A 25,060-nucleotide genomic window follows, 5' to 3' on the forward strand; every position below is an offset into this window, starting at 1 on the left:
CACCCGTTGGATTCCGCGGCGCATCCGTCGCGGACGCAATCCGCAGCAACTCGACCAAGGAAGTCACGCCATGACCGTCATCCGTCTCCCCCGCACCATCGCCACCGTCGCCACGGTGGCCGCGCTCGCCCTCCCGCTGGCCGCCTGCGGCAGCGACGACAAGAAGGACGACTCCGCCTCGAAGACGGCGGCATCCGCACCGGCCGCGGCCCCCTCGGCTGCGGCCGGCGCCCCCGGCACCACCACGTCGGCCGCCGTGCCCTTCGGCGCCGGATGCACCGCGGTCCCGGCCACCGGCGCGGGCAGCTTCACCGGCATGGCCCAGGACCCGGTCGCCACCGCAGCCTCGAACAACCCCGTGTTGTCCACGCTGGTGGCCGCGGTCAAGGCGGCCGGCCTGGTGGACACGCTCAACACCGCGCAGAACATCACGGTGTTCGCGCCGACCAATGACGCGTTCGCAAAGATCCCCAAGGACACCCTGGACAAGCTCCTCGCCGACAAGGACGCGCTGACCAAGGTCCTGACCTACCACGTGGTGGGACAACGCCTGGCCCCCGCCCGGTTGACCGGCGGCTCGTTCGAGACGCTGGAGAAGCAGCCGCTGACCACCAAGGGTTCGGGTGACGCGTACACCGTCAACGACACCTCGAAGGTGGTCTGCGGCAACGTGCCGACCGCGAACGCGACCGTGTACCTCGTGGACACCGTGTTGATGCCGCCGGCCTCCTGATCGATCCACGCGCCCGCCCCGGGGCGAGCCGGTTGGACGGTCGGCCCCCGTGCGTGGGGGCGCGACCGTCCACCCGGGTGCCGTGCACCGTCGGGCCTCTCCCTCCCAGGCCCGGGGGTGCCGGCCGCCGCGCCGGTCGAAACCGCCCCCATCGGTCGGCCACATCGACCTCGCGCCCCGAGTCGTGTCCGCAAACCCCCGTCGGCTAGGGCGTGTCTTCAATCTCCCGTCGGGCTCCGCGGCGTTCGGTGCCGTGCATCGGCGTGCCGGAGAAGCAGGTGCATAGTGGTTCTATTCGCCTGTTTCTCCGGGGCGGCGAGGTGCGGTGCCGGGCGTCGTGGTGCTCGGCGGGAGATTGAAGACACGCCCTGGGTCGGGGGCTTGCGGACCCGACCCGGTTCGTCACCACCCACCACGTCAGCCGGGCGAGCGAACCTCCCCGTCGAAGGTGAAGCCCCTGTCCAGCCCCCCGCGCCGGACAGTCGTCTTCTTCCCTCGCGGCGGATTCGCCGCCCGCTCGGTGTCCGTGGCGGGTGGGCGCTGATACCCGGGTACGTACACCCAGGCCGTCTCGTCGACCTCCTTGGCCCGCACGTGGACCTCCCCGTAGGCCGCGCTCTCCAGGCCGCCCCGCTCCGGGACGACCACCGCCTCGTGCCAGGGCTTGGAGACGATCAGCGCCAGACACGCACGCTCCGCGGCGGCCAACACGTCGCGCAGCGGGTCCGCGTTGACCAGTCGGCAGGCGGTGTTGATCGCGCTGCCCGACCAGCCCCGGGTGTCCTGCACCACGTCCCCCGCGTGCAGCGACACCCGCAGTCGGATCCGTGCCTCCTCGCTTGCGTGCCGGTCGTGGTTGCGCAAGCCGGCGTGCAGGCGATCGATGAACAGGTCGGTCAGATCCTCCTTCGGCACGTTCGCCGGGATCAGCAGGATCGCCCCGTCACCACGATCCTCGACCACACACGCGTCCCAGGCGATGCCCGCCGATTCGAGGGCGGAGTGCAGCAGTTCGTACAGACGTCCCCGTACCCACTCCTGCGTCACATCCGAGCGCCTGCCGAATCGCTCGACGTCGAGCACCAGGATCGACATGTATCGCGACTTGGCTCCCACGGAATCCCCCTATCGGGCCGTGCGCTCGCGCGCCCCGCTCGCCACTCCCTGCCTTCTGCCCCTCAAGGAGTACTCCGGCGCCGGCCGCTTGTACGCGTCAGATGACACACAACGCGTTATCCGTCGGCCCATTCCCGTAAAGCGGGTGGATCGGACACCACGATGCTGCCGCGCCGGGTCTGCACGAGGTCCGACTCGTGCAGCACGCGCAGTGCCCGGACCACCGATTCCCGGGAGATGCCGATCGCGTCCGCGAGTTCCTGCTGGGTGGTCCGGATCACACACGGACCCTCGGCCCGGCCCAGCGTACGATCGGCCAGCGCCCGGGCCACCCGCCGCCCGGTGGCCAGCGCGCCGTACTCGACCCGCCAGCGGTCCGACTCGCGGATCCGCAACACCGTGCGGATCAACACCGCGTACACCAACGGGGCGTTCGTGCTGAGCAGTTCGCGAAATCGGGTCAGCGGCACGAGCACCGCCACCACCGGGCCGAGCGCGACCACGGTCGCCGAGCGGCCTCGCCCGTCGATACAGGCGAGTTCGCCCACCAGCTCACCCGGCCCGCGTACCGCGATGGTCACCGCCGAACCGTCCGAGGTGGCCCGTTCGATCTTGACCTGCCCGTGTTCGATCAACACCACGTGGCGCGGGTGATCGCCCTCCATGAACAGCGCGTCACCCCGGTCGTAGCCCAACCGGCGGCCCGATTCCCGCAGCACGTCCCGGAGTTCCTTGGGCAACGCCCTGTCTTCCTCCGCCACACCCGCTCCTCCGTCGCCCGTGCCGCCAGAGCTTAATCACGCGTATCGGGGTTGGGCAGGCGTTCGGCGATCTGGTCGAACCGGCCCAACCGACCGTGCGTCGCCCCGCACGCGGGCGCACGATCCGTCCCGCCGACCGGTCACCCCTTCGATGGATTTCCGACGGTTTCCCGACGGGTTCTCCCCCTCGCCGCCACGATCGGGGAGTGAATCGGCCCGTTGCCGGGGAGGAATACGGCTCCCGCACCAGGGCCGCGCGCCGAGGTCGCGTGAGCGCCGGGACCGACGAGTGGAACGGTGGACGATGGACGCACGAATGCTCTATACCCAGGTCGTCCAAAACCTGACCGAGGGCGCCGCGAACCGGTTCGTGGACCGCGCCGAGGCCGGTCCGGTCGACGTCGAGGCGTTGCGCCGGATCGCGGGCGAGGAGTATCGGATCATCTCCAGTGACGGGCGCTCCTTCGCCCTCCTGGCGGCCCGCTTCCCGGATGCCGCGCCGCTGTTCCTGGCGCTCGCGAGCGGCGAGGCGCAGGCGCTGGAGTTGCTGACGCCGTACGCCGAGGCGGTCGGCATGGGCTGCGCCGAACTGCGCGGCTACCCGCCGGTGGCCGCCGCCCAGGGGTATCCGCATCACCTGGCCTGGTTGGCCCAGTTCGGCTCGCGAGCCGAGGTGGCGCTCGCCCTGCTGGTCAACTTCGGCTTCTGGGGCGGCTATTGCGGACGCTTCGCGCAGGCGCTGCGCACCCACCACGACCTGACCGAGGATCAGGTGGCCTTCTTCACCTTCTTCTCGGCGCTGCCCCCGGGCTTCGAGGACGCGGCGCTGACCCTGCTGCAGACCGGCCTCGACGGGGGCGACGACCAGGAGGGCGCCAAGACGGCCGCTCGACTGATGCAGAGCTACGAACTGGCCTTCTGGGACGCCCTCCCCACGTCGTAGCCCACCCGCACGGCCCCCTACCGGTCCTCCATCAGCCCCGCTCCCGCCGCGCCCTCGGACAGCACCGCGTCGACCACCGTCGACCGCGCCGTCTCCAGCAGCGCCCGGGTGGCGGCCGGCGTGCCCGGGTCGGCGAGTGCCCGGTTCACGTCCAGGATCCGAAACGGCGGGCCGGGGTGGGAGTACAGCGGCCGAAACCGCGCCTGGGTCACGCTCCACCGCCCCGCCGTGTCGCGCGCGAAGGTGAACATCCCGGCCGAGCTGTAGTTGCCGCGCGGCTTGTCCGGGAAGTTGGCCAGCTCGTCGCCCATGCCGTAGATCACCCAGGTGCCGTTGACCTTCTCGTACGCCTGCGGCACGTGGTTGTGGGTGCCGACGATCAGGTCGACGTCCTTGACCCCGTTGTCCGTCGAGGCGGTCAACTCCCGGGACAGCGTGCGCTGTTGCTCGTCCGGCTCGCGCTGCCACTCGGTGCCCCAGTGCAGGCTGAGCAGGACCACCTCGGCGCCGGCCGCGCGGGCGGCCCGGGCCTGGGCGATGATCCGCTGCTTGTCGATCACGTTGACCGACCACGGTTTGCCGTCCGGCAGCGGGATCCCGTTGGTGTCGTACGTCCAGGACAGGTGGGCGACCTTGACCCCCTTGACCTCCAGGATGGTCGGCGCGGCCTCCTCCTCGGTGCGCGCGCTGCCGGCGTGCCGCACGCCTGCCGTGTCCAGGGTGTCCAGGGTGCGCCGAACCCCGGCGAAGCCGCCGTCCAGCGTGTGGTTGGACGCGGTCGAGCAGCCGTCGTAGCCGGTGTCCGCCAGCGTCGCGGCGATCTGCGGCGGCGCGGCGAAGATCGGATACCCGGTGAACGGCCCCTCGGGCGGCCCGTACGGGGTCTCCATGTGGCACAACGCGAGGTCGGACCCCTGCACGAGCGGCCGGACATCGGCGAAGATGCGATGGAAGTCGTGCCCCGAACCGCCCGCGTCCTGCTGCGACTGGGCCATGATCGTCGGGTAGGCGAGTACGTCGCCCGTGGTGGTCAGGGTGAAGCTCATCGGTGCTTTCCCGGCCGGCCCGCTCCCCGGTGCCCCGGATCCGGACGACCCGCCCGCGGTCGCGCTCGGCGCCGTGATCGCATCCCGCCGCGCGCCGCCCTCGGTGCGGTCCGCGTCCCAGACCACGGTGATCAGCCCGGTGAGCAGGCCGACCACCACCAACGCGACCCCGGCCCGGCGTCTCGTGCGTGCCGTGTCCCTCGTACGTGACGTGTCCATGGCCCCGTGTTCCCCTCCAGGCGCGACCACAGCCGAAGAGCGACCGTTCGGCCGAACGCGCCGGGGACCTTCAGAGCCGCCACACCTCGGGGAGGCTCGCCTGCGTGCCCGTCGCCGAGTAGTCGTGGCCGACTTCGGTCAGCTCGGCCATCCGGGCCTGCCAGGCGACGTTGACCGGGAGTTCGGCCAGTTCGGTGAGCAGCCGAGAGTAGTCCTCGCAGTCGATCAGATGGAACAGCTCCGACCCGCTGCGCCAGATGCTCCACTCGCGCACTCCCGCCGCCCGGATCGCCGCGGTCAACTCCGCCGGCACCTCTCGGTGGGCCTGCTCGTACTCGTCCTCGTGTCCCGCTCGCAGCCGGGTGTGCAGTGCCACGCGCATGTCGGCGCCCTTCGAGTTCCGGATCGACGCCTGCGGCGGGTCGTGGTGCGGACGGTTTGCCTCCGACCCGACCCAACCTTGACATTGATCCGATCATTAAGTTTCAGTGGTCGAGTCAATCTTGCATATCGGCAGTATCAAGGCCAGGGCTCCGGAAAATCGAATCCCATTGGTCCGATGACTGAGTCGCATGCAGACCTTTCCGTACCTCTGGAGTGACCTTCCGTGAAATTCCTGCGGGTCGGCGCCCCCGGCCTCGAACGTCCCGCCGTGCTCGGCCCGGACGGCGCGGTGCACGACCTGTCGTCGATCACCGCCGACCTCGACGGCGCGTTCCTCGCCGGTGACGGTATCGCCCGGGCCCGCGCGGCGCTCGCGGCCGGCGAACTGCCCCCGATCGCCGAACCGGGTCGGATCGGCGCGGCCCTGGCCCGCCCCGGGAAGGTGGTGTGCATCGGGCTGAACTATCTCGACCACGCGGAGGAGACCGGCGCCGAGGTGCCGGCCGAGCCGATCGTGTTCATGAAGGACCCGGGCACGGTGATCGGCCCCGACGACGAGGTCCTGATCCCCCGGGACAGCCACAAGACCGACTGGGAGGTGGAACTCGCGGTGGTGATCGGCGCCCGGGCCCGCTACCTGGAGTCCGACGCCGAGGCCGCGGCCTGTATCGCGGGTTACACCATCAGCAACGACGTCTCCGAGCGCGAATTCCAGTTGGAACGCGGCGGGCAGTGGGACAAGGGCAAGTCCTGCGAGACGTTCAACCCGCTCGGCCCCTGGTTCGTCACCGCCGACGAGGTGGCCGACCCGCAGGCACTGGATCTGCGGCTGTGGGTCGACGGGGTGCCGCGCCAGAACGGTTCGACGGCGAAGATGATCTTCGGTGTGCATCACCTCGTCCGCTACCTGAGTCGGTTCATGGTCCTGGAGCCCGGCGACGTGATCAACACCGGTACTCCGGCCGGCGTCGCCCTCGGCCTGCCGGGCACGCCCTACCTGCGCGCCGGCAGCGTGGTCGAGGTGGAGATCACCGGACCGGGCGGCTCGCTCGGCCGGCAGCGGCAGCGGATCGGACAGGCGTGAGCGAGGCCGCGCGGCGGATCGACGCGCACCACCACCTGTGGGACACCGACGCCCACCCCGACGCGTACGGGTGGATGGACGGCCCGTGGGCCGACCCGCTGCGCGGCCGGTTCGGTCCGGACGAACTGGCCCGGGCGGCGGGCCCGGTCGACACGGTCGGCACGGTCGCGGTCCAGGCGCGCACCGACACCGAGGAGACCCTGGACCTGCTCGCGATCGCCGCCGATCCGAGCACGCCGGTGGTCGCCGTGGTCGGCTGGATCGACCTGACCGCCCCCGACCCGGCCGAGCGGGTGGCCGCGCTGCGGGCCGCGCCCGGTGGTGAACTCCTGGTCGGCGTGCGGCACTTCGTCCAGGACGAGGCGGATCCGCAGTGGTTGGCGCGACCCGACGTGACCCGCTCGCTGCAAGCGCTGGCCGCCGCGGGGCTGACCTACGACCTGCTGGTGCGGGAACCGCAGTTGCCCGCCGCGGTGCGGGCCGCGGAGCGGCATCCCGGGATGTCCTTCGTGCTGGACCACCTCGGCAAACCCGCGATCGGCGCGGGCGCGTGGCAACCGTGGGCGGACACGATCGAGCGCCTGGCCGCGCTGCCGAACGTCGCGGTCAAGCTGTCCGGCCTGGTCACCGAGGCGCACTGGCGGGATTGGACGACGGCGCAGATCCTCCCGTACGCCCGGCACGCACTGGCCTGCTTCGGCCCGGAACGCACCATGTTCGGCTCGGACTGGCCGGTGTGCACCCTGGCCGCGTCCTACGACACGGTGCTCTCGATCGCCGACCAGGCGTGCGCCGAGTTGTCCGACGCCGAGCGGGACCTGGTGTTCGGCACGACCGCCCGCCGGGTGTACGGCCTCTGACGGCACGTCGGGCCGGTTGCTTTCGAAGGCACGTCGGACCCGTCGCTTTCGACGGCGCATGGCACGGGGGGAGCCATGCGCCGTCGGGAGCGACACGAGGGTCGCCCGCGACTAGCCGCAGGCCTCCAGATACTTGTGCAGGATCAGCCTGGCCACCGCGGTGTGCGCGCCGATCGGCCCGGCCGCGGTACAGCCGGCCTGTTCGGCGACCTCGTCGATCCGGCCGGCCTCGACGTCCGGTCCGAGCACGTGCGGCGCGAGCGCTATCGACGCCGCCCCCATCTCGCGCAGCCGCTCGGCCGCGGCCACCACCGTCTTGGGGTCGCCCAGGTCGGCGGTCATCACCGGCAGCGCCAGCCGGGCCGCGAGGAGCACACCGGTCACCTCGGCGGCGGCCACCGCCTCGGGGCCACCGTCGGTGACCAGCACGATGCCCTCGGCGGCGGTGGCCACACTGAACAGTCGGGCCCGGTCGGCCCGGGCCAGGCCGGCCTCGGACAGCCGCTCGTGCAGCACCTCGGCCAGCAGCGGGTGCGGGCCGAGCACGCCGCAGTGCCGGAATTCCCCCTCCGCGGCGGCGAGCGCCGCCTCGGTACGGGCCGTGGCCGCGGCGTTCGGGCCGAGCAGGAGCGGGACGACGACCGCCGCCGGGGCACCGTGGAGGACGGCGGCCAGATCGGTGCCGTCCTCCTCTATCACCACCGGTCGGAGGTCGAGACCGGGCAGATCGGCGCCGGCCAACAGCGCGACCTCGCCCACGAGGGCGAGCAGTTCGCCGTTCGCGGGTCCGGGCACGGCGAGAATCAACGGTTTGGCGGCCTCCGGGAGTTCATGGGAGTCGGGCCGACGGTGCCGTCCGCCCTGACGGGGTTGCGGCACCCGGGTGGGCAGACCTGGGGTGCGGGCGGGCAGCGGGGACGCTGCGTCCGAGGAGGAGCTCATGGGATCGGATTTTATGGAATCCGGCCAAAGCCTTCACAGCCGGACGCCAAGAGCAACAGGACTGTTACGGCCATGATCACCGGTACTGCGTGCGCTCGGCCCGGATTCGGGTACCCAATTGCGGATAGTCCACGACCAATCCGTCGCGGTCCACCGCCAGATCACTGGCGAAGTCGCCCGATTCGTACCGCACTCGAGCCCCGTCGGGGGTCGTCTCCAGGTGCGTGTACGTCTGCACGGACGGGTGCACCACCAACTCCGGCACGGCCACGAAGGCCATCAGGAACCGGTGCCTGCCCGGCCCCTCGTGCAACCCGTGGCGCCGGATCGGCATCGTGTTGGTCAGCGGGGACAGGCCCAGGTCGCAGTCCAGCGCGTCGGCCAGGTCCGGGCGCGGGACACCGTCCACCGTCCAGCCCTCGGCCGTGCGCCGCAGATCCAGCCGCCTGGTCTCGCCCGCACCCTGCGCGACCACGCGCAACCGGGTGGTCACGAACTCCTCCGCCGTCTCCAACTGGTAGGTGAGCCGATAGGACCGGGGCGACGTGCCCAGGGCCTCGCCCCGCGCACTCAGCCGGGACGCGCCCAACTCGACCCACGAGGTCTCCTGCCCGCCGCTCTCGGTCACCTGCCACGTCAGTACGCGCTCATCCGTCACGTGTGCATCGGTACCCCGAATCGGCTGCCCGCACCAACGCTTTTCCCGGACCCGCACACGACTCGCACACCACCGACCCCCTCCCGTTCAGCCCGCCGCGGCGGCGGCTGTCGCCAACAGCTCGGGCAGCGTTCCGGCGAACGAGGGAGCCAGTCGGGCCGCGACCACCCGGGCTTCGATGCCCTCGCCCAGGTATTCGCGGAGATACGCGGGCATGCGCTCCCGATGGTTGTCGACCAGCGACGCGTCGGCGCCGTACCGCTGGATCCGGTCGTAGACGTCCAGTGCCTTCCCGGCGGGCACCAGGCCGGAGAACACCTGCTCGGCCAGTCCCGGGATCTTCGCCAACTCGGCGCGCAGTCGACGCGCCTCGTGCGTGTACACGTGGTCGTGCCCGGTCTTGGCACACCACCGGTCGCGAACCGGCCAGATCGCCCGCAGGACGGTGCCGTCCTCGGCGGCGGCGAGTATCTCCGCCGGGCAGCCGGGGAAGGCGCTCAGCGTGCGCGCCGTCGCGCCGGCCAACGGCTCCTCGGCGTGCGCCGCCAGGAGCAGGGGCCACCCCGTCGGCGGATAGCCCGGGGCGCCGGCCCGAAAGCCCATCGGCTCCCGGAGCACCACGTGCCGGGTGCGCTTGTCGAACGCCTGTCGACACTCCTCCCGCATCCGCGCCCGGCCCGCGTCACCGTCCGCGCACATCGCCCGCAACTTCGCGGCCACACCCGGCCGCAGCGGCAGGTCGTCGATCAGCCGCTCCGCCTCCGCCGGCCCGTGCCGGTTCCACAGGCCCAACAGCGCGCCGAGCAGCACACCGCGCTGCACCGGCGGCACGAACGGCTCGTGCTGCTTGTTCTCGTAGCGGTTGTAGAACAGCGGGCGCAGCGCCGCGATCCCGCCGCGTTCCCACGCCTCGACCGCCTTGGCCACCACCACGCTCGAGTACCGCACCCGCAACAGCGCGGCGCGCACCAGGGTCGGGTCGCCGGACCACACCGCGGGGCGCCGGTAGCGCACGTTGTCCGACCGGATCACCCGCGCCACCGTGGTCGGATCCGGCGGGACCGTGCCCGCGGCGGCCATGATCAGGTTGCGTTCGCGGTCGCCCACCCGGGAGTTGGCGTAGACGACCGCGTTCAACCCGGGGTCGCCCAGCTCGATCAGCGCGTCGAACACCTCGGCGCGCGGGTATTCGGCGGCGGCCAGCGTCCGGCGCTGTCGGGCGGTCGCGCGGCGCACCGTCTCGGCGACCACCTCGACGGGCAACGCGGCCCCGAAGTGCGCCAGGTCGAGCAGGGTACGCGGGCGCAGGTGCGGGATCAGCGCGACCAGGTGCTCGGGGCGGGCGCTCAGCAGCAGTTGCCGCCACTCGACGGCGATCGCGGCCGGCGGCGCGGGAATCGCCTCGCGACCGCCCGACCCCGCGCCCGCCTCCTCGATGGTCTCGGCGACCGTGCCCCGCCCGTTCGGGAGCAGTGCGAGCAGCCGCGACCAGGCGCGCGGGTCGGCGCCCAGGTGCCGGTCCAGGAGCGCGGTGACCTCGGCCATCGGGCGCAGATAGGACAGTTCGTCGTGGGAGCCGCAGTGGCGCAGGAAGCGCAACACCGCGACGGCCGGTCGCGCGTCGGCGAACACCTCGGCGGTGACCCGCTCGTGCGGGTTGCGCGCCGCGGCCTTCATCAGGTCCGCGCCGGAGCCGTGTCGGATCACCGAGCGGATCAGCGCGACCGGAAGGCCGCGCGTCTTGTTCAGGTGCGGGGCGTAGGTGCCGCGCACCCGGGCGAACACCTCGCCCTCGGCGTTGTCCAGCGCGGCCAGCAGCGCGAACGCGGCGGGGTATTCCATCTCGAAGGCCCTTTCGGGGTCGTGGCCCACCCGGCGACGGCCGGTGCCGGGCGCGGTCAGGTACGGGCGGCGCCGGCCGCGGTGGTGACCAGTTCGGCCAGGCTGCCCTCGAAGTCCGGCAACAGCCGCAGCGCGACCACGGCGAACGGCACGCGGTCCGCCGGAGCGACCTGACCCGCTATCAGGGCCCGCAAGCGCTCTCGGAGTTCGCGAGCGGCGGGCGCGTCGGGGGCGATCGCCTCGCAGCGGCCGAGGAGTTCGGCGGCGGTCACCGCGCGCGGCCGGGTCAGCACCTCGGCGAGCGGCACCCGCCCGGTCGCCAACGCGGTCGCGGTGGTCTGCTCCTCGGGGGTGCGCCAGTGCACGCCGCGCGGATCGGTCCAGGTCACCGGCGTCGGCCAACGACCGGGGCGCGGGCGGTACGGGGAACGCGGCACCGCCTCGGCGGCGCGGCGCAGTTCGGTCGGGCACCCGTCCTGGTCGAGCAGCAGCGCCAACGCCCGGTCGCCGAACGGGTTGCGCCGGTGCGCCCGGCGGATCTCGGCCCAGTCCACGACGGGTGTCTCGATCATCGGCCAGCCGACCGTCGGCAGGTGGCCGCGCAGCCGCCGCGCGAGTCGGCGGGTGCCGCCGGCGGCGGCGACCTCGGCCCGCAGCCGGTCGAGCGCGTCCGGTTCGGCGAGCAGTTCGCGGCAGCGGGCGGCCAGGGGTTCCGGCAGGCCCAGGTCGGCGACCAGGTCCAGGGCGGCGCGCGGTCCGGATCGTTCGCCCAGTCGCAGCAGGGTGATCAGCAGCACCAGCCGGTAGCGCGGGGCCCGGAACGGCTGCGCCTGCCGCCCGGTCGGCATCGGCGCCACGTGGTGGGTATACGGGCGCAGCCCCTCCACGCCGCGTTCCTGCCAGATCGCCAGGCACTCGGCCAGGGGCAGCCCCAACGCGCCGCGCCGCAGCAGGGCGGAGCGGACCAGGAGCGGGTCGCCGGACCACAGCGCGGGCAGCCGGATCGTGATCGCCCAGTCACGGCAAACCCGTTCCGCCACGGTCGGGTGCAGCGGGGTCGCCGACGCCATGATCCGGGCTCGGATCGCCGGGCCGGTGCGCGGGTTGAGGTAGACCGCCGCGTTCAGCGCCGAATCGCCCAGCTCGATCAGCGCGCCGGCCACCTCGGGGCGGGCCCGCCGGGCCCGGGCCAGCGCGAGCCGCTGGGCCGGCGTCGCCCGGGCGATCAGCTCGGTCAGGACGGCCGGCGGCACCTCGGCGCCGAACCGCAGCAGGTCGCGCACGGTGTGCGGGCGCAGCGCGGGCAAAAGTTCGGCCAACACCTCCGCGGGCGCGAGCAGCAACAACTGGCGGAATTCGGCGCGTAGATCCGCCGGGACGCGCAGGTCGGCCGCCGCCTCGCCGGCCCCCGTCACCGCCTCGCCCGCCCCCGCCGCCTCGATCGCCGCGCCCAGGGAGGTCGTACAGGTCGGCAACGCGGCCAGCAGTCGGTCCCAGGCGGCGGTCGAGCAGCCGAGGTGACGCTCGATCAACTCGCCTAGTCCGCGCGTGACTTCGGTGTAGGCGCGAGGATTCTTCGGGGCCAGTGCCCGCAGCGCGCGCAGCGCCGGCAGGGCCGGTCCGGTGTACAACTCGGCGAGCGCGCCGCGCGGCAGCCCCAGGTTGCCGGCGATCGCGAACAGCGCGGCCTCGTCCGCGCGGCGCAGCGCGTCGCGCACCAGGGCCGGCGGCAGCGTCTCGGTCTCCCGGAGCGCCGCCGGCATCTCCTCCCGCATCCGTGCGAAGATCGTTCCGTCGACATCGTTCAATTCGGCCAGCAGCGCGATGATGGCGGTCTTCGACACTCGTGCACCCTCCGTGGCGTCCTCACCAGGAAGTTACGGGGTCCGGCCGACAACAACTCGGCCGAGGTGCACCCCGGCGCCGAAGCGCGCGGAGTGCCCTCCCCTTCGGTTCGCCGGCCCCGGTTCAGTCGCTCGTCGTGGCGCACTGCCCACGGTCGACGCGCACCGGTCCGGCCGCCGACGGGCGGATGTCGACGTCGAAGATCTCCGTCGGCAGATACAGCGTCGCGCAGGCGTTCGGGATGTCCACCACGCCGGAGAACCGGCCCTCGATCGGCGCCGCGCCCAGGATCAGATACGCCTGCTCGGGGGTGTAGCCGAACTTGGTCAGATAGGTGATCGCGTTCAGGCAGGCCCGCCGATACGCCAACGTCGAGTCCAGGTAGCGCTGTTCGCCGTCCTCGGTGACCGAGAACCCGGTGAAGGTCAGGTATTCGCTGTACTGCGGCGCCGACCTTCCGGGCATGAAGATCGGGTTGGTGGTCACCCCGTAGGTCTCCATGCCGCCCTTGATCACGTCCACGCGCAGGTCGATGAAGCCGCCCATCTCGATCGCGCCGCAGAAGGTGATCTCGCCGTCGCCCTGGCAGAAGTGCAGGTCGCCCACGGAGAGTTTGGCTCCGTCGACGAATACGGGGTAGAAGATCCGAGAGCCCGCGGTGAGGTTTTTGATGTCCTGGTTTCCGCCGTTCTCGCGCGGCGGTGCGGTGCGCGCGGCCTCCCGGACGGCCTCGGCGGCGCGTGCGGCGTCCATCGAGCCGAGCACGGCGGCGATCGGCTCGGGCGGCAGCGCGAGCGGCGGCACCCGGTTCGGGTCGGTTGCGCGCAGCGCGCCCTCACGGGCGTTCCACTCGGCGAGCAGTCGGGCCGAGGGGGCGGTGCCCATCAGGCCGGGGTGGATCATGCCGGTCAGTTCGACCCCGGGGACGTGCCGGGAGGTGGCGCGTTGCCCGTGGAAGTCCCAGACCGCCTTGTACGCGCCGGGGAAGCGGTCGGTGAGGAAGCCGCCACCGTTCTCCTTCGCGAACAGGCCGGTGTAGCCCCAGCCCTGGCCGGCCACCGGGCCGGTCACCGCGAAGGTGTCGTCCTGCGGGCAGGCACCGACGTCGAGGATGTCCACGATCAGCAGGTCGCCCGGCCGCGCGCCCTCGACCCCGATCGGCCCGCTGAGCTGGTGCACCATGGTCAGGTCCGCGTCGCGCACGTCGTCGGCGCTGTCGTTGTTGCCGATCGTGCCGTCGAACCACTCGCGACACTCGATCCGGAACTCGGCGCCGGGCTTGACCACGGTCACCGGCGGCACGTCCGGGTGCCATCGGTTGTGGCCCGGCGTCTTCTGCTCCCGGAAGGGGCGGGACTGGTCGACACCGAACACGATCTCGGGCATGTGACTCCTCGAAGCCTCTTGGTGACGGCGGCCGGTGACGAAGCGTCAGGGCCGGGACGGGTCTTGAACCCCCCGTCGCTCCGCGGCGTCCGGTGCCGTGCATCGGCGTGCCGGCGGAGCACCTGCATAGTGGTTCTATTCGGGTGGTTCGCCGGGGCGGCGAGGTGCGGTGCCGGGCGTCGTGGTGCTCGGCGGGGGGTTCAAGACCCGCCCCGGGGTAGTCGGGCGTGCCGGGGGTCGCCGGGCGCGCGTACTCCGGGTCGCGGTGGTGGGCCCGAGGTCACGGTGGGGGCGTGGGCCGAGCGCTCCTCGGCAGCGGCCGCGCGCATCCGGACGCCGTTGCCGGCCAGTCGCGGTGCGGTCCACACCCGCCGACCGGGCTCCGCACAGGCGGGACATCGTTCGCTCGGGCCGGCCTCGCCCAGCGGTCGGGTCAGCTCGAAGTCACCGCAGTCCGCGCATCGGTACACGTAGGTCGCCACGATCGCCTCCTCACCTGGTCACCGGGTCTGCCGGAAGCACAACACAGCGCCGGGCAAAAGGAAACGGACGACACGCGGATCGCACCTGACGCATGGTCAATTCGCCTGCTCCGTGGTTCCATCGCTGTCGATCACCAGCCGGTCCCCATCTTCGGAGGTCCCGTGGCGGAACAAGTCGCCCTCGTCGTGGGTGCGACCGGCCTCGGCGAGGCCGTCGCGCACCGGCTCGTCGCGGACGGCCGCGACCTGATCCTGTGCGACCGGGAGGTGGCGCGGGCGTCGGGTCGACTCGCCGAGACCGCTGCCGCCACGGGTGCGCGCGTGGTCACCACCGAGGTCTGCCTGGACACCCCGGACGCCTTCCGCGACGCCCTCCCCGACCTGCTGCGGCAGGCCGGCCACGACGCGGTCGACGCGCTCGTGTACACCCTGTTGCCCGACGAAGCGTTCACCCCGCGTCCGCTCGCCGCGCTGACCGACGAGCAGTGGCGGCGGCTGGCCGAGGACCCGGTCCGGCACGGCCTGACCGTGCTCCAGGCGGCCCGCGAACTGCTGGCCCCGCGCCGGGGCCGCCTCGTCCTGGTGGTGCCCGCGGTCGCCCTGGAAGGCGCCGCCGACCTGGTCCCGCTCGCCACCGCCGCCGAGACGCTGCGCGCGTTGGCCAAGTCGGCCGCGCGCCGCTGGGCGGCCGACGGGATCACCGTCAACCTCGTCACCCCCGACGTGTTCGCCTACGGGGCCGAGCACCTGCGCGGCACCGACGTGGACCGGGGCGAGGCGGTACTGCCCGGCCCGACCACGCCGGCCGACGTCGCGGACGCCGTGGCACTGCTGCTCGACCCGGCCGCGGCCCGGCTGACCGGCACCACCCTGATCGTCGACGGAGGAGCGCTGATGACGCCGTGACCGAACACGTGGCCCTGGTGACGGGTGCGGCGGCGGGCCTCGGCAGGGGCATTGCCCTGGCCCTGGCGGCGGCCGGCTCCACCGTCGTGGTGACCGCGCGCCGTCTCGCGGCCGGTGCCGAGGTGGTGGACGAGATCGCCGCGCGCGGCGGCACCGCGTGGGCGACCACGTGCGACGTCACCTCGGCGGAGTCGGTTCGGGCCGCGATCGAGGCGACCGCGGCCCGCTTCGGCCGACTGGACGCGGTGGTGCACAACGCCACGTCGCGGCGCTCCAGCGAACCGGTGGACCTGGAGCACGCGGACCCGGCGCTGTGGCGCGAGCACGCCGACGTCTCGCTTACCGGCTCGTTCACCGTCGCCCGCGCCGCGTACCCGCATCTGCGCGCCACCGAGGGCGCGTTGTTGCTGCTGACCTCCCCGGCCGGGATGCGCGGCAGCGCGAACCTGTCCTTCTACGCGGGGGTCAAGGGCGCCCAGCGGGGCTTCGTCAAGGCGCTGGCCCGCGAGTGGGGTCCCACCGGTGTCCGGGTCAACGGGCTGGCGCCACTGGCCGTGACACCCGCGCTTGCGGCGGCGTTCGAGGCGGATCCGACCATGGAGGGGCGGATCGCGGACAAGGTGCCGATGCGCCGGGTCGGCGATCCGGAGACCGACATCGGGGCACCCGCGGTGTTCCTGTGCGGGCCCGCCTCCCGATACGTGACCGGCCAGACCCTGATCGTCAACGGGGGCCGGGACACGTTCCTGTGAACCGCGCCGGGCGGTGACTCCGACCAAATCCCCTCAAGCAGCCCGTACTTAGCACACGGCACCCTTTTCCGACAAGGGCGAACACCGTGTGGTAACCGGCCGATCACGCGTCTAACCTGACCGGGTTGCCGAGCGGAACGAGGGGGCGCCCGTTCCATGTCCAGCACCACAGCAGGCTCGATCGCACACCGTCCGTCGCGGGTCCGGCCCCGGCCGCCCGCCTCCACGCCGAGCCGATTGGTCGCGCTGGCAGTGCTGTTGGTGCTCGCGCTGATCCCGGTATGCACGCTGTCCGTACTGATAGCGGACCGCTCCCGGGCGACCACGGCGGAGTTGCGCGACCGGCGCATCCCGGCGGCGCTGGCCCTCGACCAGGCCGCCGCCGCGCTGACCGAGGCCGACCGGGCGACGGCGACGAGCCTGGTGTCGGGCGCGTTCTCGTTGACCGGCCCGGGGCAGGACTACCAGGACGCGGTCAAGCGGGCCAACCAGTACCTCACCGTGGCCGCCGACCTGCACCGCGACGATCCTGGCGCCCGCGCGCGGCTGACCGGGGTCAACGCGCTGATGGTCGAGTACACGATCATGGTCGGCCTGGCCCAGACCGGCGGCGACGGGCCGCTGTCCCTGGCCAACGTGTTCTACGCGTCCGATCTGCGGCGGTCGATCGTCACCGGGCTCTACGACCAGCGGCGGGCCGACCTGGAGGACATCCGGGCGGTCCGCTCGACCTGGTGGGTCGGTACATACGTGGCGGTGCCGTTCGGCGCGACCGCGTTCCTGGCCCTGCTGCTCCTGCTGTTCGCGCACAGGTACCTGCGCCGCCGCTTCCGCCGCCGCACCAGTCCGCCGCTGCTGCTGGGCGCCGCCGCGCTGGCCGCGCTGATCGCCTGGACCGTGCTGCACGCGCAGACCACCCACGATCGGCTGGCCGAGGCGGCCGGGCGCGGGCTCACCGGCCAGTCCGCGCTGTGGCAGGCGCGTACCGCGGTCCACGAGGTGGTCGGCAGCACCGCCCTGGACCTCGCCTCGGGCGGGGTGCCGCGCACGAGCGACGTCAAGGCCGGACTCACCCTGCGGGACCTGGCCGAACCGCTGCCGTCGGTGGACGACATCGACGCGGTGCGCACCGGCGCCGACCCCAGGTTCGGCGGCCTGATCGCCACCGCGCTGGCCCAGGACCGATCGGTGCCGCTGCGGGCGGCGGGCGCGCGGGCGCTGACCGCGCTCGGCGCGCTGCGCCAGGCGGGCGAGCGGGCCCGGGCGGAGGCGCCGCGCGGGGGCACCCGGGACGGCGGCGCCGGGGCGGCCACGGTGACCGGCCGGTCCGAGGGGCTCATGTCGGGCGCGGCGGACGACGCCGAGGCGGCGTTGACCGACGCGCTGATCGCCGGCCGCCGGGAGGCCGATGCGGCGCTGGCCGAGGCGGCCGACGACGGCGGGCTGACCGTGGGTGGCCCGGTGGTGTGCACGGCCGTGCTGGTCCTCGCCCTGGCGGGGGTGCTGGTGCGCCGATTCGAATACGGGAGGCTTCGGTGATCACTGTCGGCGGGTCGCGAGCGGCCCTCGGTGCCCTGCTCTTGGTCGGTGCGGCGCTGACCCCGGTGGCGTGCACCACCGTGTCGCCGACGCGGGTCGTGAATGTGCTGGGCACCTGGGAGGAGGCCGAGAAGAAGGCGTTCTACGACGTGGTGGCGCCGTTCGAGCGGGAGACCGGGATCGACGTGCGCTTGGAGGGAACCCGGGACGTGGCGGCGGTGGTGGCCGCTCGGGTGGAGGAGGGGGATCCGCCGGAGATCGCGGTGCTCAGTTCGCCGGGCGATCTGCTGCACTACGACAAAATGAACAAGCTCGTGCCACTGGACGAGATCCACCCGGATTACGCGCCCGAGTGGCTGGCGCCGGGGCGGGTGAACGGCCGTCAGGTGGCGGTGGTGATCAAGGCCGCGCTCAAGAGCACCATCTGGTACAACCGGGCCAAATTGGCTTCGGTCCACGAACCGCCGCCCACCTCCTGGGCGCAACTGAAGGACACCACAGCCAAGTTGCGGGCCGCGGGCACGACTCCGTGGTGCATGGGGCTGGCCTCCAGCACCACCTCGGGCTGGCCCGGCACCGACTGGGTCGAGGATCTGGTGCTGGCCCGCTCCGGGCCGGACATCTACGACTCCTGGGTACGCGGACAACTGTCCTGGGAGGCACCGGAGATCAGGGCGGCCTGGCAGAGCTGGGGAGAGCTGGTGACCAACCAGGACAGCGTCCGGGGCGGGCCGATCAACGTCCTGCTGAGCGGCTTCGACAAGTCGGAGCAGGTGCTCGATGCCCGCGGCGGGTGCGTGTTCGACCACCAGGGCTCGTTCGTGGCCGGCACCTACGCGGCGCGCACCCCGCCCGGCACGGCCCCCGGCTACGACACGTTCGCCTTCCCCGGGTTCGACACACCGCCCGCACGCGAGGTCGCGGGCGACGTCGCGGCGATGTTCCACCCGACGTCGGCGGCCCGAGAGCTGCTCAACTATCTGACGAGTACCCGGGCGCAGGCGTTGTGGGTCAAGACGGGCACCGCGCTGTCCCCGGACCGCAACGTGCCGCCGGACGCTTATCGGGACGAGGTGACCAGGCGGCTCGGCACCGAGCTGGCCGGGGCGCGGTCGATCCGCTTCGACGGGTCGGATCTGATGCCCACCACGATGCGCAGCGCGTTCCAACGGGCGGTATCGGCCTACGTATCGGATCCGTCGGCCCTGGACCGCATCCTCGACGACCTCGAACGGGTGCGGGCCACCGCGTACTGATCGGGTCGGAGATCGTTCGGTTCCGGGAGGGACGCGGCGGGCCCGCCCCGGCCGGGCCCGCCTCGTCTCGAAGTGTTCGCCACGCTCCCTGGCGAACACCTGCAATCTTGGCCCCTCGACCGGCTACTCATGCGTATCCGAGGCGAAGTTCTTGAGAATTTTACTTTTCTCCGCACAACCATCGAGGGATTTGCCCCGATTCTCGGGGTTCGTTCCAGGCGTAACCTCACTCCTCCAGCGTGTCCCGGGCAATGGCCGTCAAACCGGTCACGAGGGACTCGATCCGCTGCCGACGCTCACCCGACGGATCCGCCGCGCGACCGAGCGCACCCGCGCACACGATCGCAAGCTTGATCACCGCGAAGGCTTCCCAGAACAGGATATGACGGATGTTCAGCTCATCCCGGGCGTCGCGGTCGGCGCCGGCGGCAGCGCGCTCGGCGGCAGCGCGCTCGGCGAGGTACGCGGCGAGCAACCCGTCCGCCGTGGGCAACCCAGGATGGGCATCCGGCGCGTGCCCGCCCCGCCCGGCCGCCAACAGCCGTCCCGCCGGCCCCCAGTAGGCGAGCAGTTGACCGACGTCGGCCGCCGCCGGGCCGAGCGCGGCCAGTTCCCAGTCGAGCACCGCGAGCACCCGCTCCGGGCGGTCCCGTTCGTACATCACGTTGGCCAGGTTGTAGTCGCCGTGCACGATCCGGTCCGGGCCCACCTCCGGCACCCGGGCGGCCAGCACGACCAACACCTCGTCGACCGCCGGCACCGACCCGGCGGCGGAGGCCGCCCATTGCCGCCGCCACCGCCGCAACTGGCGTACCGAATAGGGCTCGGGCCGTGCGTAGTCGGCGAGCCCCGCCGTCACCGGATCCACCGCGTGCAACCGGGCCAGGGTGCGCGCCAGTTCGCCGCCGACCGCCGCCGCCGTGTCCGCGGGCAACCCCCGCACCGACTCGGCCCGGCCGTACACGACCCCGTCCAAGCGACCCATCAGGTAGAACGGCACCCCGATCACGGCCGGATCCGGACACAGCGCGACCATCGGCGCGACCGGGACCGCGCCGCCCGCGAGCGCCGCCTGGAACCGGTACTCCCGGTCCATGTCGTGCGCGGTGGGCAGCCCGCCGCGCCGAGGCGGCGTACGCAACACCAGGTCGACACCGCCGCCGCGCACCCGGTAGGTGGGATTGGACGAGCCGCCCGCCAACGCCTGGACCCGCAACTCCGTCCCCCGCGCAAGCAGGCCCCGCCCGGCCATCCAGTCGGCGAGCGCCCGCGCGTCCACCGCCCCCGGCGCGCTCACGGCAGGTCCAGCAGCGTCGCGAAGCGCGCCTCGGCCGCCGCTCGGCGGGTCGGGATGTGCTCGCTCGGCCACCCCTCGACCGCCCGCCGGCCGCGCAGCGCGAGTTTGGCCACCTGCGCGACGTGCACCTCGTCCGCGCCGTCCGACAGCCGGAAGTTGCGGGCCAGCCGGTACATCTCCTCCAGCGGCAGGTCGGCCGAGTAGCCCAGCGCGCCGTGCACCTGGATCGCCCGATCGACCACCTCGTGCAGGATCCGCGCGCCCCGATACTTGACCTCCGACACCGCCTGGCGGGCCGCCGCCGGTCCCTGGTGGTCCCAGATCCAGGCGGCTTCGAGGGTCATCAGCCGCAACGCCCGGATGTCGATCGCGGATTCGGTCACCATCGCCTGCACCAGTTGGTGCTCGGCGAGCGGCCGGCCGTGCGAATGCCGGGACAGGGCCCGCTCGCAGAGCATGTCGAAGGCCCGCCGGCACTGGCCGATCCAGCGCATCGTGTGCTGGATCCGACCGCCGTTCAGCCGCTTCTGGGCCAGTACGAACGCATCCCCGGGCGCGCCGATCAGGTTCTCGTGCGGCACCCGGCAACCCTCGAAGAGCAGTTCCGCGTGGCCGCCGAGGTGATGGGTCGCGGCGCCGTCGTACGGGTGGTGCATGGTGGGCACGTCGCGCACCACGCGCATCCCGGGCGTCCCCCGCTCGACCACGAACATCGAGGCCCGCCGGTGGCGTTCGGCATCGGGGTCGGTGACCGCGAAGACCAGCACGAAGTCGGCCCGGCGCGCGTTCGAGGCGAACCACTTGTGCCCGTCGATCACCCAGTCCGCGCCGTCGCGCACCGCCCGGGTCCGGATCCCGGTCGGATCGGAGCCGGCCGTGTGCGGTTCGGTCAACGAGAACGAACTGGTCAGCCGGCCGTCCAGCAGCGGCCACAACCAGCGCTCCTTCTGCGCCTTCGACGCACCCACGGCGAGCAGTTCGCCGTTGCCCGAGTCGGGCGCCTGATTGCCGAAGACGGCCGGCGCCGACGGCGTACGCCCCAGGATCTCGTGCATCAACGCGAGCCGGACCTGGCCGAACCCGCCGCCGCCCAGGGCCGGGTCCAGGTGCGCGGCCCAGAGCCCCCGGTCCTTGACCGCCTGCTTGAGCGGGTCGGTGGCGGCGCGCCAGTTGTCCGCGCTCATCCGGTGTTTCACCAGGTCGAGCGGCTCGATCTCGTCGACCACCATCCGCCGGATCCACGCCAGTTCGGCGGCGACCTTTGGATCGGTACTGAAATCCCATGCCATGGCGGGACGTTAACTCTGTTAATTAACAGAGTCAATCATCTCGCGCGACGCCGATCACCGGCGCCCGGCCGCACCGCTCACTCCTCGTCCAGCGGCCCGCGCAGGTCGGCCACCAACCGCTGCATACGATCGGCCAGGTCGTTCAGCTCCTCCGCCGTCCACCCGGACAACTGCCGCGCCAACATCGCGTCGTTGGCGGCCACGAACAGCCGGTACGCCTCGCGTCCGCGCGCGGTCGCCTCCAGGAGCGCCACCCGACCGTCCTCGGGAGCGGTGACCCGAACCGAGTAGCCGCCCTCCTCCAGGATGCGGATCTGGCGACTCAACGCGGCCGGTTGGATGTCGGCCCGCTCCGCCAACTCCGTCGGCCGAATCGGCCCGAAGTCGATGATGCGATGCAACACCCCGATCGCGACCAGGCTCAACGGCACCCCGGACCGCTCCATGTGCAGCGCGTCCAGCCGCCGACTGCTCATCAGCCTGCGGACCGAGCTGATCGCCTCGTTGATCCTGCGTCGGCTCGCCTCGTCGGTCATGGCGTCAGCGTACGGGGGCCGACGGGAGCCGCGGCGGCCACCCGGCGGCGGCCCTTCGCCCACTCCTTCGAGCCAATCGGCCCCGTACCCCTGTCCCCACCGACGTTCGTCCCCAAGACTGATCTTCGTGCATGCCGAGGTGGTCGTCGAAGGCCCGAAAAACGATTCCGCAGAACGCGCGTTCGCGCTCGCCACGCCCGAGGCCGGGGTCGTGGTGGCCGCCGCGTCGACCGAGCCCGTGGGCGGGTGCGGGCACGGCATGGGGTGGTTCCTGCGGCGGCTGGGGGTGCACCTGCTCGCCCGGCTGACCGATCGGCCGGAGCGCGGCATCGCCGACTGTCTGGCCGACACGATCGCCGAGACCGCCGCGCTGCACGGGGCCCGCTGCGACCTCGGGCACGAGGCGACCCCGGCCGCCACGGTGGTCGCCTGTCGGGTGCTGGACCACGAGGTGCAATACCTGGTGCTCGGCCCCGGTGTGGTCCACCTGCACCACGACCGGGGCCCGAGCAGCCGGATGACCGGCCCCGACGGCCCGTTGGCCGCCGCCCGGGCCCGCCCGGGCATCGCCGCCTACGCCGGCGTCGGCACCGCCCGCCTGTACAGCCTCAGCGGCGCCTCCCTGGCCGCCGACGGCACCGCCCGACCGCCGGCCGGGATCACCCTGACCTTCGGCTCGCCCGCACCGGCCACCCGGTAGGGCGGGCCGTCGAGTCCCGGGCGAGCCGCTACCCGGCCGCCGGCAACTTGTACTCCCGCGCCGCCGGCACCTCGTACGCGTCCTTGGCCACCACCAGGTTGCCCGGCGCGGTCTTGCTCGGCTTGAGGATGTACGACTTGTAGGTGGCCGGCTTGGTCACGTCGGAGAAGTCCTCGGGCGTGCCGAGGCCGGTGTCCATCTGCTTCTGCTGCCGATGCGCGGCGATGATCCCGGCGTGCGACAGGTCCTTCGCCGCGCACGCCGCCTTCAGGTCCTCGCCGAAGATCTTCATCGCGTTGTACCCGGAGATCACCCCCTGGTCCAGGGTCCCGTCCGGATACTTGGCCTTGTAGTCGGCGGCGAGCTTCTTCACCGCCGGGATGTCCGCGCCGATCGCCGGCGCCGCGCTCACCACGTACAACAGTTGCTCCAGCGCCCCCGCCGCCGCGCTCGCCATCACCTGCGGGTGGAAGCCCGGCGCGCTGGTGAGCACCGGCACCCGCAGCCCGGCCACCGCGCCGAAGCCGACCAGGGTCGCGGTCTGCGTCGGCCCGGCGCTGATCAGGATCGCCTTGACGCCCGCGCCGCGCAGTGCGGCGATCTGCGCGGTCAGGTCGGTGTCGGTGGCCTTGATCTTCTGCTCGACGATCTGCACGCCGAGCTTCCCGGCCGCGAACTTCGCGCCCGCCAGCGCGTTTTCGCCGTACTCGCCCTCGAAGTAGACGTGCCCGACCTTGTCCCCGGACTTCAGCTGCGCCGCCTGGGCCAGGAAGTCCATCCCGTTGATCATGTCGATGTCGTAGGTGGTGCCGACGATCTGGATCTCCGACCGGTTCAGCAGGGTCGCCGGCCACGCCTGCGGGAAGGTCAGGATCCGGTCCTGTTTCAGGCTGTCCTGCAACGCGGTGACCACGGCCGAGCCGATCACCTGTGGAAAGCCCGCGACGCCGCCCTTGATCTCGGTGTAGGCGGCCACCGCCTTCTGCACGTCGTAGCCGTGGTCGCGCACGGTGATCGCCAACTTGCGTCCGCAGATCCCGCCCTGCGCGTTGATCTCGTCCACGTACAACTGCTGGGCGTTGACAATGCTCTTGCCCAACGGCGCGTAGGGACCGGACAGATCGGTCAGTGCGCCGAGCGTGATCGTCGTATCGGTGACCCCGGGGCCGGACTTGACCCCGCCCGACTGCTTGTCCTTCTTGTCGTCGTCGCCCTTGGTGCTGCACGCCGTCGCCGCCAGCACGAGCGCCGCGAGCGCCGCCCCCACACGCACGCCGTTCCGAAGCCTCACGGTGCTACTCCTTGGAGCCGATACGGATGGAGCCCTGGGTACGTCCGAGTCGTCCGAGTCGTCCGAGTCCTTCGCCGCGCCCGCCGGGGCCACCGCCCGCTCGACCGCGCAGCAGGCCGACCAGGCCGCCCGGGGCGAACAGCAGGACCAGCACGATCGCCGCGCCGTACAGGTAGCGCGCGGCCTCGCCCGGCCCCACCCCCGACTCCGGGCTGCCGGGCGCCACCACGAGCGGCAGCGTGTCCGCGTACTTGCTCAGCACCTGCGGCAACATCGTCACGAACGCCGCGCCGACCACGGCGCCGGTGACCGAACCGAGGCCGCCGATCACGATCATCGCGAGGTAGTCGATGGACAGCGCGAGGCCGAAGTAGTCCGGCACCACCCGGTTGAAGATCAGCGCGATCAGCGCGCCCGCGAGACCCGCGTACATCGACGACACCACGAACGCGGCGGAGCGGTACCGGGCCGGCGCGACGCCCATCACCGCGGCCGCGATCTCGCTGTCCCGGACCGCGCCCAGCGCCCGTCCGGGCCGCCCGCGCACCAGGTTGCGCGCGGTCAGCGCGGCGACCAGGACCAGGATCAGCGCGAAGTACCACAGCCGTTCGAGCCGACCGAAAGGAATGCCGAGCACCTCCAGGCCGTCCGGCCGGCCGTCGGTGAGGGTGAAGTCGCCGACCCCCATCGAGGGCACCGAACGCCCGTTGAAGCCGCCGGTCACCGACGTCGCGTTGAGCATCACGTGGTGTCCGATGAACACCAGGGCCAGCGTGGCGACGCCGAGGTACATTCCGCGCAGCCGCCCGGAGATCGGGCTGAACAGGCCGCCCACCACACCGGTCAGCAGCACCGCCAGGACCAGCGCGAGCAGCGGCGGCAGGCCCGCGCCGCTCAGGTGGTGCACCCCCACCCGACCCGAGTCGCCCGCGAGCCAGACGTAGCCGTAGGCGCCGAAGGCCAGGAAAAAGGCGTGCCCGAGGGAGAGTTGGCCGGTGGTGCCGGACAGCAGGTTGAGCCCGATCGCACCGATCGCGGCGGCCATCGCGAACAGGCCGGTCTGCAACCAGAACGCGGTCACGTAGAACGGCAGCACCAGCAGCACCCCGACGACCACGACCACCGCGCCGGGCCGAACCCACCGGCGCGGCCCCGGGCGGGCCGCCGCGGCGTGTCGGGCCGGAATCGATTCT

Annotated in this window: 24 protein-coding genes; 9 read left to right on the forward strand and 15 right to left on the reverse strand. The window is 72.5% G+C overall.

The features are described 5' to 3' along the window. Window positions 1–70: 70 nt before the first annotated feature. Window positions 71–733 (forward strand): fasciclin domain-containing protein, encoded by a 663-nt coding sequence (locus ACWGR4_RS27265; protein ID WP_379994887.1) that lies wholly within the window; start codon window positions 71–73, stop codon window positions 731–733. A gap of 417 nt (window positions 734–1,150) precedes the next feature. On the opposite strand, the gene ACWGR4_RS27270 is transcribed toward ACWGR4_RS27265, so the two are convergent. Next, entirely contained in the window at window positions 1,151–1,849 is a 699-nt protein-coding gene (locus ACWGR4_RS27270) for a hypothetical protein (protein WP_379994885.1), read from the reverse strand. 116 nt (window positions 1,850–1,965) lie between these two features. Continuing rightward, complete coding sequence (locus ACWGR4_RS27275; protein WP_379994883.1) at window positions 1,966–2,610, reverse strand: Crp/Fnr family transcriptional regulator; 645 nt, start codon at window positions 2,608–2,610, stop codon at window positions 1,966–1,968. 304 nt (window positions 2,611–2,914) lie between these two features. Here ACWGR4_RS27275 and ACWGR4_RS27280 point away from each other — a divergent pair, with 304 nt between their 5' ends. After that, window positions 2,915–3,553, forward strand: a complete 639-nt coding sequence (locus ACWGR4_RS27280; RefSeq protein ID WP_452130062.1) for a hypothetical protein — start codon at window positions 2,915–2,917, stop codon at window positions 3,551–3,553. A gap of 17 nt (window positions 3,554–3,570) precedes the next feature. Here the strand turns inward: ACWGR4_RS27280 and ACWGR4_RS27285 are convergent, their stop codons facing one another. Both ACWGR4_RS27285 and ACWGR4_RS27290 read right to left on the reverse strand, forming a co-directional pair. Further along, window positions 3,571–4,818 (reverse strand): CapA family protein, encoded by a 1,248-nt coding sequence (locus ACWGR4_RS27285; protein ID WP_452130063.1) that lies wholly within the window; start codon window positions 4,816–4,818, stop codon window positions 3,571–3,573. A gap of 70 nt (window positions 4,819–4,888) precedes the next feature. Then, the gene (locus ACWGR4_RS27290) at window positions 4,889–5,200 is read right to left on the reverse strand and encodes an L-rhamnose mutarotase (RefSeq protein WP_379994877.1); all 312 of its coding nucleotides are present in this window, start codon (window positions 5,198–5,200) and stop codon (window positions 4,889–4,891) included. Window positions 5,201–5,425: 225 nt separating this feature from the next. On the opposite strand from ACWGR4_RS27290, the gene ACWGR4_RS27295 reads away from it, so the two are divergent. Beyond that, window positions 5,426–6,286: a fumarylacetoacetate hydrolase family protein gene (locus tag ACWGR4_RS27295; RefSeq protein ID WP_452130064.1), complete on the forward strand. Its 861-nt coding sequence runs from the start codon at window positions 5,426–5,428 to the stop codon at window positions 6,284–6,286. Further along, window positions 6,283–7,146, forward strand: coding sequence for an amidohydrolase family protein (locus ACWGR4_RS27300; RefSeq protein WP_452130065.1), 864 nt, complete (start codon window positions 6,283–6,285; stop codon window positions 7,144–7,146). The genes ACWGR4_RS27295 and ACWGR4_RS27300 overlap by 4 nt, the downstream gene beginning before the upstream one ends. Window positions 7,147–7,257: 111 nt before the next feature. On the opposite strand, the gene ACWGR4_RS27305 is transcribed toward ACWGR4_RS27300, so the two are convergent. The 6 genes from ACWGR4_RS27305 to ACWGR4_RS27330 all read right to left on the reverse strand — a co-directional run bounded on the left by ACWGR4_RS27305 (window position 7,258) and on the right by ACWGR4_RS27330 (window position 14,301). Next, window positions 7,258–8,088 (reverse strand): sirohydrochlorin chelatase, encoded by an 831-nt coding sequence (locus tag ACWGR4_RS27305; RefSeq protein WP_452130066.1) that lies wholly within the window; start codon window positions 8,086–8,088, stop codon window positions 7,258–7,260. Between the two features lie 76 nt (window positions 8,089–8,164). After that, window positions 8,165–8,746, reverse strand: a complete 582-nt coding sequence (locus tag ACWGR4_RS27310) for a putative glycolipid-binding domain-containing protein (protein WP_452130067.1) — start codon at window positions 8,744–8,746, stop codon at window positions 8,165–8,167. A gap of 87 nt (window positions 8,747–8,833) precedes the next feature. Then, window positions 8,834–10,588: a hypothetical protein gene (locus ACWGR4_RS27315; protein WP_452130068.1), complete on the reverse strand. Its 1,755-nt coding sequence runs from the start codon at window positions 10,586–10,588 to the stop codon at window positions 8,834–8,836. Window positions 10,589–10,644: 56 nt separating this feature from the next. Further along, entirely contained in the window at window positions 10,645–12,432 is a 1,788-nt protein-coding gene (locus ACWGR4_RS27320) for a hypothetical protein (RefSeq protein ID WP_452130069.1), read from the reverse strand. Between the two features lie 124 nt (window positions 12,433–12,556). Next, entirely contained in the window at window positions 12,557–13,819 is a 1,263-nt protein-coding gene (gene fmdA / locus ACWGR4_RS27325) for a formamidase (protein WP_452130070.1), read from the reverse strand. A 200-nt stretch (window positions 13,820–14,019) separates the two neighbouring features. Then, a complete protein-coding gene (locus ACWGR4_RS27330; protein WP_379994859.1) occupies window positions 14,020–14,301 on the reverse strand; it encodes an FmdB family zinc ribbon protein in 282 nt (93 codons plus the stop codon). A gap of 162 nt (window positions 14,302–14,463) precedes the next feature. Here ACWGR4_RS27330 and ACWGR4_RS27335 point away from each other — a divergent pair, with 162 nt between their 5' ends. The 4 genes from ACWGR4_RS27335 to ACWGR4_RS27350 all read left to right on the forward strand — a co-directional run bounded on the left by ACWGR4_RS27335 (window position 14,464) and on the right by ACWGR4_RS27350 (window position 18,754). Continuing rightward, a complete protein-coding gene (locus ACWGR4_RS27335) occupies window positions 14,464–15,207 on the forward strand; it encodes an SDR family NAD(P)-dependent oxidoreductase (RefSeq protein ID WP_452130071.1) in 744 nt (247 codons plus the stop codon). Then, the gene (locus tag ACWGR4_RS27340; RefSeq protein ID WP_379994855.1) at window positions 15,204–15,959 is read left to right on the forward strand and encodes an SDR family NAD(P)-dependent oxidoreductase; all 756 of its coding nucleotides are present in this window, start codon (window positions 15,204–15,206) and stop codon (window positions 15,957–15,959) included. The genes ACWGR4_RS27335 and ACWGR4_RS27340 overlap by 4 nt, the downstream gene beginning before the upstream one ends. 156 nt (window positions 15,960–16,115) lie before the next feature. Next, window positions 16,116–17,498 (forward strand): hypothetical protein, encoded by a 1,383-nt coding sequence (locus ACWGR4_RS27345; RefSeq protein WP_452130072.1) that lies wholly within the window; start codon window positions 16,116–16,118, stop codon window positions 17,496–17,498. Beyond that, the gene (locus ACWGR4_RS27350; RefSeq protein ID WP_452130073.1) at window positions 17,495–18,754 is read left to right on the forward strand and encodes an ABC transporter substrate-binding protein; all 1,260 of its coding nucleotides are present in this window, start codon (window positions 17,495–17,497) and stop codon (window positions 18,752–18,754) included. Before ACWGR4_RS27345 ends, ACWGR4_RS27350 begins: the two co-directional genes overlap by 4 nt. A gap of 226 nt (window positions 18,755–18,980) precedes the next feature. Here ACWGR4_RS27350 and ACWGR4_RS27355 read toward each other — a convergent pair whose 3' ends face one another. From ACWGR4_RS27355 to ACWGR4_RS27365, 3 genes are all read right to left on the reverse strand, one after another. Further along, window positions 18,981–20,051, reverse strand: coding sequence for a phosphotransferase family protein (locus ACWGR4_RS27355; RefSeq protein ID WP_452130074.1), 1,071 nt, complete (start codon window positions 20,049–20,051; stop codon window positions 18,981–18,983). Continuing rightward, window positions 20,048–21,340 carry an acyl-CoA dehydrogenase family protein gene (locus ACWGR4_RS27360; protein ID WP_379994847.1) on the reverse strand — a complete coding sequence of 431 codons (1,293 nt, stop codon included), beginning with the start codon at window positions 21,338–21,340 and terminating at the stop codon, window positions 20,048–20,050. The genes ACWGR4_RS27355 and ACWGR4_RS27360 overlap by 4 nt, the downstream gene beginning before the upstream one ends. A 77-nt stretch (window positions 21,341–21,417) precedes the next feature. Next, window positions 21,418–21,876: a MarR family winged helix-turn-helix transcriptional regulator gene (locus ACWGR4_RS27365; protein ID WP_379994845.1), complete on the reverse strand. Its 459-nt coding sequence runs from the start codon at window positions 21,874–21,876 to the stop codon at window positions 21,418–21,420. A gap of 127 nt (window positions 21,877–22,003) precedes the next feature. Between ACWGR4_RS27365 and ACWGR4_RS27370 the strand changes: the two genes are divergently transcribed. Next, window positions 22,004–22,576, forward strand: a complete 573-nt coding sequence (locus ACWGR4_RS27370; RefSeq protein WP_452130075.1) for a hypothetical protein — start codon at window positions 22,004–22,006, stop codon at window positions 22,574–22,576. Window positions 22,577–22,604: 28 nt separating this feature from the next. On the opposite strand, the gene ACWGR4_RS27375 is transcribed toward ACWGR4_RS27370, so the two are convergent. Both ACWGR4_RS27375 and ACWGR4_RS27380 read right to left on the reverse strand, forming a co-directional pair. After that, the gene (locus ACWGR4_RS27375) at window positions 22,605–23,867 is read right to left on the reverse strand and encodes an ABC transporter substrate-binding protein (RefSeq protein ID WP_452130076.1); all 1,263 of its coding nucleotides are present in this window, start codon (window positions 23,865–23,867) and stop codon (window positions 22,605–22,607) included. A 4-nt stretch (window positions 23,868–23,871) separates the two neighbouring features. Further along, on the reverse strand, window positions 23,872–25,053 hold the full coding sequence (locus ACWGR4_RS27380; RefSeq protein WP_452130080.1) for a branched-chain amino acid ABC transporter permease: 1,182 nt from the start codon (window positions 25,051–25,053) through the stop codon (window positions 23,872–23,874). Between the last annotated feature and the right edge of the window lie 7 nt (window positions 25,054–25,060).

This window comes from Embleya sp. NPDC055664 (assembly GCF_053618075.1).

Coding starts and splice junctions, on each gene's coding strand:
- fmdA (WP_452130070.1), bottom strand. CDS start 13,819: ATGCCCGAGATCGTGTTCGGTGTCGACCAGTCCCGCCCCTTCCGGGAG.
- ACWGR4_RS27360 (WP_379994847.1), bottom strand. CDS start 21,340: ATGGCATGGGATTTCAGTACCGATCCAAAGGTCGCCGCCGAACTGGCG.
- ACWGR4_RS27305 (WP_452130066.1), bottom strand. CDS start 8,088: ATGAGCTCCTCCTCGGACGCAGCGTCCCCGCTGCCCGCCCGCACCCCA.
- ACWGR4_RS27290 (WP_379994877.1), bottom strand. CDS start 5,200: ATGCGCGTGGCACTGCACACCCGGCTGCGAGCGGGACACGAGGACGAG.
- ACWGR4_RS27365 (WP_379994845.1), bottom strand. CDS start 21,876: ATGACCGACGAGGCGAGCCGACGCAGGATCAACGAGGCGATCAGCTCG.
- ACWGR4_RS27265 (WP_379994887.1), top strand. CDS start 71: ATGACCGTCATCCGTCTCCCCCGCACCATCGCCACCGTCGCCACGGTG.
- ACWGR4_RS27345 (WP_452130072.1), top strand. CDS start 16,116: ATGTCCAGCACCACAGCAGGCTCGATCGCACACCGTCCGTCGCGGGTC.
- ACWGR4_RS27280 (WP_452130062.1), top strand. CDS start 2,915: ATGGACGCACGAATGCTCTATACCCAGGTCGTCCAAAACCTGACCGAG.
- ACWGR4_RS27285 (WP_452130063.1), bottom strand. CDS start 4,818: ATGGACACGTCACGTACGAGGGACACGGCACGCACGAGACGCCGGGCC.
- ACWGR4_RS27315 (WP_452130068.1), bottom strand. CDS start 10,588: ATGGAATACCCCGCCGCGTTCGCGCTGCTGGCCGCGCTGGACAACGCC.